At 56.4% G+C, this 6,772-nt stretch carries 6 protein-coding genes; all 6 read right to left on the bottom strand.

Going from position 1 to position 6,772, the window contains the following annotated elements:
• Window positions 1–1,171: DNA polymerase III subunit alpha (gene dnaE, locus PHP98_05585; GenBank protein MDD5483106.1), on the bottom strand; the 1,171-nt coding region annotated here is incomplete at its 3' end.
• Between the two features lie 129 nt (window positions 1,172–1,300).
• On the bottom strand, window positions 1,301–3,130 hold the full coding sequence (locus PHP98_05580; protein MDD5483105.1) for a VCBS repeat-containing protein: 1,830 nt from the start codon (window positions 3,128–3,130) through the stop codon (window positions 1,301–1,303).
• Between the two features lie 4 nt (window positions 3,131–3,134).
• Window positions 3,135–4,706 (bottom strand): DUF4159 domain-containing protein, encoded by a 1,572-nt coding sequence (locus PHP98_05575; protein MDD5483104.1) that lies wholly within the window; start codon window positions 4,704–4,706, stop codon window positions 3,135–3,137.
• A gap of 34 nt (window positions 4,707–4,740) precedes the next feature.
• On the bottom strand, window positions 4,741–5,163 hold the full coding sequence (locus PHP98_05570) for a biopolymer transporter ExbD (GenBank protein MDD5483103.1): 423 nt from the start codon (window positions 5,161–5,163) through the stop codon (window positions 4,741–4,743).
• A gap of 29 nt (window positions 5,164–5,192) precedes the next feature.
• Window positions 5,193–5,654 (bottom strand): biopolymer transporter ExbD, encoded by a 462-nt coding sequence (locus PHP98_05565; GenBank protein MDD5483102.1) that lies wholly within the window; start codon window positions 5,652–5,654, stop codon window positions 5,193–5,195.
• A 75-nt stretch (window positions 5,655–5,729) separates the two neighbouring features.
• A complete protein-coding gene (locus PHP98_05560) occupies window positions 5,730–6,734 on the bottom strand; it encodes a MotA/TolQ/ExbB proton channel family protein (GenBank protein MDD5483101.1) in 1,005 nt (334 codons plus the stop codon).
• Window positions 6,735–6,772: the final 38 nt, after the last annotated feature.

Here is a 6,772-nt window from a genome sequence, read left to right as displayed (position 1 = left end):
AGCGGAGCGGATCAATGCCGGTTATGCCGAGCGCGTAGGAAACAAGGCTGCCGGCGCCGGAACCGCGGCCGGGACCGACCGGGATTTTATTTTCCCTGGCAAACCGGACAAAATCCCAGACGATCAGGAAATATCCAAGGAATCCGGTTTTTTCAATGACGCTGATCTCATAGGCCAGGCGTTCCATGATGCGCCGTTCGGTTTCGTCCCGCGGACGGGCGGGATCGGCGATATTGTAATGCCGGCCGACGCCCCGGAAACACAGATCTGCAAGATACTGCTTCTGGCTCTGTCCTTCCGGAGGGCTGAATTCCGGGAAATGCTGTTCATCAAAACGGAGTTCCACGTTGCAACGCTGCGCAATTTCAACCGTGTTTTCCAAAGCCGCCTTTTGGCCGCTGAAAAATCTTTCCATTTCCGCCGTGCTTTTCAGGTAAAAATCGTCCGATCCGAAATGCATGCGTTTCGGATCGCTTAAAACCGCTCCGGTCTGCAGGCAGAGCAGGATTTCGTGCGCTTTGGCGTGTTCTTTCTTAAGATAATGAACGTCGTTGGTGGCCACAAGGGGCAGGCGGGTTTTGCGCGCCAGGTCAATCAGGCCGCGATTGACTTTTTTCTGTTCCGGCAGGTCATTGGCCTGGAGTTCCAGGAAAAAATTATCCTTGCCGAGAATATCGGCCATCCGGCCGGCCATGTTTACGGCCTGCTCTTCGTCTCCCGCCAGCAGGCGCTCCGGGATTTTTCCCTTCAGGCAGGCCGACAACCCGATCAACCCCTTGTTGTGCCCGGCCAGGATTTCAAGGTCAATGCGCGGCTTGTAATAAAAGCCTTCCAGGTGCGCCGCGGTAACCAGCTTGACGAGATTGGCATAACCGGCGGCGTCCTCGGCCAGCAGGACGAGATGGTCGGCGGAGGCCCTGATGCCTTCCTCTTTCCGGTCAAGGCGGCTGTTCTCCGCAACGTAAACCTCGCAGCCCAGGATCGGCTTGATGCCGCCGGCAACGGCGGCTTTGTAGAACTCCACGATGCCGTACATGACGCCGTGGTCGGTGATGGCCATGGCGCGCTGGTTGTCTTCGGCCGCGGCCGCGATCAGGTCGCAAATGCGGGCGGCTCCGTCAAGGAGGCTGTAACTGGTGTGAACATGAAGATGGACAAAAGGGTTGGCCATGGCGCTAGAATCCAGTAGTCAGTAGTCAGTAGTCAGTAGTCAGAAGTCAGGAGTCAGAAGTCAGGAGTTCTGAATCTGAATTCAATTTTCTTCATTCTGAATACTGACTTCTGGCTTCTGACTGCTCTCTTATGGAATTTCCTTCAGGCTGATGCCGTCCAAGAGAAACTGGCAGTCGCCCGGCGGCATGCGGAAAATCAAACGATAATTATAATTGGTTTGAAAAACGCTCGGGCATTTGAACTTGTAGTTGCGCTTGACCCAGGAAGATGAAGGCGGAATTATCCCGCTGGCCTCCTGAATCACGAGCGGCGGCGGCGCTATATCCGAGGGCGGCGCCGTCGGTTCATGTGTCCAGACTTTCCAGAGCGCGGGCTTGCCCTGGAGAATGGAGGAGAATGAAAGCTCGTATTTTTTGCCGAGGCGCAGGGGAAAGGACTGATTCGGGGTGATGAGTCGTCCGCCGACAACGTTTTCAGTATTGACGCCGGGGATGTCTTTCACATAGGCGAGTTGGTTGCGCATCCAGCCCTGGTAATCATTAACGTAGCGGTAGTACAGGAAATAATTGCCGGTTACCGGCCGGATCGGCACGGCAAGCGGCGAGCCGGACGGCTTCAGCATAACCTCCTTTTCACAGGTCAGCAGAGAGGCCGTGTTGCAGAATCCGCCGATAAAGTTATGCCACCAGACGCGGATAACGCCGTTCATCCAATCATCCGGCGCCAGCAGGTCCTTTTCCACGTCGGCGCCCTTGACCGGCTCGGCGGAAGGAAAATCCGGATTGGCTTTGGAGCCCTTGTTGAGGGCGATGTAGACCCGGCCGCTGGTGTGCCCCAGCACAAGGTCAAAAAGACCGTCCTCATTCCAATCGCAGGGATAAACCACCGACATTTTGTCAAAAATTTCCCGGCCGCCTATGTTCAGATTGCTTTCATATTCCAGGATGGCCGGGGCGAGGTTTCCCTTCATAGCCGCGATAAAATCCTTTTCTTCAACGGCCGCTTTCGTGCCCTTGTGGAGCCGGATATGGCCGGTGCGCGTGCCAACGATCAGGTCGTCAAGGCCGTCGCCGTTGTAATCCACCACCGAGGGGGTAAGTTGTTCAAAGCCCTCGCCGTAGGCAAGATAAAATTCGCGGTCTTCGCTGAAGACCGGTTTCATGCGCGAACCGGTATTGACAAAGAGGCGCACGCTGTTGGCCGAATAAGTGCCCTCGCCGAGCAGGAGGTCGGGCTTGCCGTCCTTGTTCCAGTCGCACACCCACGGGGCCAGGTAATTTCCTTTTATCAGGGGCATTTTTCCGATCATGATCTGCCGCAGCCGTTCCTGGGGATCATCCACCGTAAATTGCGGATCAACGTAACGCGGCACGCCCATCTTGCGGGTGAACCGCCATTCTTTTTTACTGCCGAAATTCTCCAGAATGACGACATCGCCGTAAAACGTGCCGACAACAATATCGTTATCGCCGTCGCCGTCCCAGTCGCAGACATAGATCCTGGAAACCCAGCCGATGAAGGTGGGCACGAATTTGCCGGCGGTGAATTTCGGTTTCCCCTTCTCGCCGGAATTAGCATAAATCCAGACGAACCCCTGGGTATCGGCCACCACCAAGTCGGGCAGGCCGTCGTCGTTCATGTCAATAAAATTGGGATAGGAAGGCAACGGCGTATCAACCATTTTGCCGACGTCGTTGAGAACCAGGCCGCGCATGACCGGAACGCAGAGGTTGTTATCCTTGTCCACTCCGTCCCACAAGTTGGCGAGCGGAACGGCCACTTCGCCCATGGCGCTGTTGGACAACATTTCATCGCCCACCGGCAACGGCGCCTGCGCCGAAACGGAGAAGGGCGCAAAGGCCATTAAGAAAGGCACAAAGGCACAAAGGCACAAAGGCACAAAGGCACAAAAATCGTTGGTTCTAACTTCTGACTTCTGACTTCTGGCTTCTTTCATTGCATTACTTTCCGTCTTGCTTGCCCGGCGGCTGATTGGTCTGCTCTTTTGGCCGGGCGGTTTTCCCGGGCTCTTCTTCAAGCTGTTGTTCCTCCGGCGCCTTCTTGACCGGCTTTCTCATGCCCTCCAGCTGGGGCAGTTCCTTGGGCAGGAAACGGAAATGCTTCTGATAACGGGTCAGCAGGTGCACCACCACATTGATTCCGAACTTGTAATTATCGCGCACGGTCGCATCGGTGATATTGCGGTAGATAACCCCGCTTTCCGTGCGCGGCGGATAAAGGTGCGGTCCGTGGACCCAGCGCCATTGCGGGTTGCCGGGATCCCCGAGATTGACGCGCTTCCACTCAATGTTGCCTTCGCGGTTCAGGCGCGTCTCCCAGAAATGACCGTAACCGTTCAGCGAGTAAAGCACGGCCAGTTCGCCGCCGATATTGATGATTTCAAGCGGCTCCTGATAAAAATTTATTCCGGAGGGCAGGTCCACGTTGGCAAAGAAAGTGTTGAACATCTCGTGGTCGGGCGGCACGATTTCAAAATCGCGGTCCGGCAGAACTCTTCTTATCTCGCGGCGAAAGGCCACGTCAAAACGCGAACGGCGGCCGGCCAGGGCACTATCGGCCCAGACCGCCCCGCCCAGGGTCAGGTAATCGCGCAGGTTTTTCACTTCCCGGTCAAGGAAATGAAAATCCTTGTGGCCGGTCAGATAGATAAAGGGGGGTTTAAGCGTGAAAATGGCATCCGTGCCGACATCAAGCACGGCCGGGGTAACCTGGGCGTCAATCCGGTCGCGGGACCACTGCCTGATCTGGAACATGAGATTTTTGAGCGCGCTCGGGTCCCAGAGATTGGTACCTCTGCCTCCGTTGCAGTCCCAGTCGCCGTCCTGATATTTGGCCTGGAAGATGGTGAATTTGGCGCGCACGCCGTGATATGTTCCGGCCCGGCCGACCCCGCCGATCCCGCCGCCGCCCCCGCCCCCGCGGCTACCCCCGCCGCCCATACCGCCGCGGCCGCCGCCGCTCATGGTTACGCCCCATCCCTTCTGGAAGTCGCGCACGCCCTGCAAACGCTGTATATTGGCCGCGGCAATGCTTTTGGCCATCTGGGTATCAACTTTAACCTCCGACATCTGCACATGGGGCGCCACAACCGGGGCCGGCGCGCGGACAAAATCAGAAGGGGCGCTGACGGTCAACCTTTGCGCGGCCGTTTTCGCCGCTGTGCGGCTGGACATGGACTGCACGGCAACGGACACCGACCTGGTCTGCTGGGCGGCCGCCTGGGCCGAGGCCTGGGGAGCGCCGCGCGGACCCGGCGGGGGCGGACCGCCGGCGCCGTCCGGCAATACGAGCACCTGCCCTTCTTCAAAAGTGCCTTTGGTGATGACATAATGCGATATCACCACCCCGCCAAGAATCATGAGCAAAAACGTATAGATAAGGAGGGAAATCAGGAAATAACGGGATCGCAGGATGGCAAGCACGACGCTCCACACAATACTGAAACGCCCCGTCGTTTTGCTTTCGACGATTCCTTCCAGCTTGTTAAGCTTCTGTGCGTAATTAAAAGCCATGGCTCAAACGATATTTGACTTACACAACTATCTGTCAATTGGCGTTAAATGACAAATTTTTCACCCCAACCGCGGCGCAGGCATTAAGCACGTCCACAATGCGCTGGTGCCGCACTTTGGGCTGGGGGTGAATGATGACCGGCTGTTTTTCGCCGAAAAGGTCAAGGCACTGTTTTATTTTGCCGCGGATTGTCGGCAATTCTCGGTCAGCCGGCGAATCCATCGGTTGGTCGTTGCAGAACACCTGTCCGGCCTCGTTGATGGCCAGCACCAGTTCAACCGGGATACCGACGGCCGGCGTGCCGCCCCCGGGAATCAGCAGGCCGAGATATTTTTCCTCGGTTTTAATCTGACCGGCAATGATAAAATACATCAGCAGAATCATCATGCAGTTGATAATGGGCGCCATGCCGTCCGATTGCTCAATATCTTCGTTGATCAGCCTCTTTTTCGCCATGATTGCACCCTTACGGTTGCCGTCCGGATTTATTTTTCAGCAATGTCTTCGGTCGTTGAAAAAAGAATGTTGCCCACATCGGCTTCGGCCACGGCCGCCATGGCCTGCTGGGTAAATTCATAAGGCACCCTTCGGTCGGCCCTGAGAACTACTCGGAAATTCCTGGGATTGCCCTGCGATTTTTTGCCCTGCATAATGAGCGTTGTCATTTCGGCGGGCCCGCTCGTCTTCATGCCGTTAACAAGATAGGACGCCTCATACAGGCCTTCATTCCACTCTATATTCACCACAAAACGTCCGGAAGTATCTTCTTCTTTCAGGCCCTGGCGGGCGAAGGGCAGAATAACCTCCCGGCTTACCCGGGTGGTTTCAAAGGTGCTGCAGACAATATAATAGAGGAGCAGAATTGAGACGATGTCAATCAACGGGCCGAGGTTTAACGGCATGCTCGGCGTATCAATGTCCAACTGTTTTTTCGGTTGTTCGGCCATGATTTTTGATTAAAAAACAACGGCAAGCCGACAGGACCGCAAAACACCGCCTGCCCCGTCCGCCATCCGCCGCTTTTACTCCCATTCCAGTTCACTGCTGCAATTCGGGCACTTGGCCGCGCCGACATGCACCTGGTGCTGACAGTGCGGACACTGCGCCATTTCGGCCGGCTTGGCCGCCACGGCGGACGCCACCGGCTTGACCGCGGATTTGGGCGCGCTCCCGCCTTCTATCTTCCCGCCCATGGCGCGCGCTTTCATTTCGCCGGTTACTATTTCCATGTCGGACGTGATCGCGCTGAAATCAATCTCGCCGATCAGGCCAAGAACGGTATTTTGCGCGTCGGTCATGACGGCCTTGATCCGGTTTGTGAAGACATAAAAAAGAACGAGCGCGGAAATAGCGAGAGCCAACCCAACGTAAGTCGTGACCAGCGCTTCGCTGATGCTTCCGGCCAGTTTGGCTGGGTCGCCGGTCGCTCCGCTGTAGGCCATCTTGTTAAAAGCGCTCATCATTCCGGAAATGGTTCCGAAAAGACCGAGCAGGGTGCTGACGGTCGCATGCAGGTTCAAATACGAGCATTTTGTCTTGAATGTGTTATTCAGCAGATTCAGATTGTCAAAGGCGGTATCCATAACCGCATTCAGACCTTTCGGGAGGGCTTCTATCACCGGCATCATTATGCGCGCCAGAGGCGACGGATTATCGGCGCAAAACTGCCAGGCCTTGACGTAATCCTGCACTGCCAGCGTTGACGACAACTGCGAAACGGCCGCCGGCGGGCACAAGGCTTTGGTCCGCGCGCGCATGGTAAGCTCAATAATGAGCGCGGTTATCCAAATGGCCACCGCCAATAGCGGCCACCTGGTAAGGCCGCAGACCACCCAGTAATCCCCCAGCGTGGTCGGCGGACCCGCCGGCGCCGCTTCGCCTCCGGCGGCGGCCGGCGCCTGAGCCAGGGCTGATGCAACAAAGAAATCGCGCCCGCAATCCGCGTCAGAAGGCAGGAGCGGTTCCGCGCCCAACATCACCAGGCCGACGGTCATGACGGCCAGCATCTTCACAATGATTTTTTTCATTATTCTCTCTCCTGTGTGTTTGTTTTCACTCATAGTTG

It is taken from the genome of Kiritimatiellia bacterium, assembly GCA_028715905.1.
Lineage (GTDB): Bacteria > Verrucomicrobiota > Kiritimatiellia > JAAZAB01 > JAAZAB01 > JAQUQV01.
The sequence above is the reverse complement of the archived record's forward strand: the minus strand, read 5'-3'. Positions and strand labels throughout refer to the sequence as shown.

Excerpts from the sequence above, each read along its gene's own strand:
- PHP98_05565 (MDD5483102.1), bottom strand. The coding sequence starts at position 5,654 with ATGGCCGAACAACCGAAAAAACAGTTGGACATTGATACGCCGAGCATG.
- PHP98_05560 (MDD5483101.1), bottom strand. The coding sequence starts at position 6,734 with ATGAAAAAAATCATTGTGAAGATGCTGGCCGTCATGACCGTCGGCCTG.
- PHP98_05570 (MDD5483103.1), bottom strand. The coding sequence starts at position 5,163 with ATGGCGAAAAAGAGGCTGATCAACGAAGATATTGAGCAATCGGACGGC.
- PHP98_05575 (MDD5483104.1), bottom strand. The coding sequence starts at position 4,706 with ATGGCTTTTAATTACGCACAGAAGCTTAACAAGCTGGAAGGAATCGTC.
- PHP98_05580 (MDD5483105.1), bottom strand. The coding sequence starts at position 3,130 with ATGAAAGAAGCCAGAAGTCAGAAGTCAGAAGTTAGAACCAACGATTTT.